Genomic DNA, 455 nt, shown 5'->3' on the forward strand with positions numbered 1-455 from the left:
TCAAACTGGGCACCAGGGAATACACTACTCCAGTATGTGCCAGTATCTAGGGCTAGTACTTTGGTTGGTATTCCGAATAGGCTTAATTGAGTGGCCCAGCCTTCGGTTATTGTAGCCCAATCAGTGAAGCCGCTTGGTGTGATTACTGTTAGTGTTAGTGGTGTTCCATTAGGCAAATACCATTGATTACCCTTCTTATACATGCCAATACTCTCAAGGAGCTCAGCAGCCTTAGCCGGATCATAGGAGCATGGTATTAGGTACTTCTGGAGGCTGGGTGGGTAAGTATCCACAGTGTATGGGAATATAGGCTCAGGATAATAAGATGGGTAATAGGCGCCAAGGCCCCATACTGCAACAGCCGCAGTTAAGTTAACTGCATAACATAATGCCTCCCTAAACTGAGGTAAATTAAATGGGTAGCCACCAAACGGATTAAAAGTCATACCAAGCTC

1 protein-coding gene is annotated in these 455 nt (G+C 45.5%); it reads right to left on the bottom strand.

The window, feature by feature from the left end:
• On the bottom strand, nucleotides 1-446 hold a 446-nt coding region (locus BP896_RS05005; RefSeq protein WP_291766380.1), incomplete at its 3' end, for an ABC transporter substrate-binding protein.
• Nucleotides 447-455: the final 9 nt, after the last annotated feature.

Origin of the sequence: Caldivirga sp. UBA161 (genome assembly GCF_002506515.1) — an archaeon.
Classification (GTDB): Archaea; Thermoproteota; Thermoprotei; order Thermoproteales; family Thermocladiaceae; genus Caldivirga.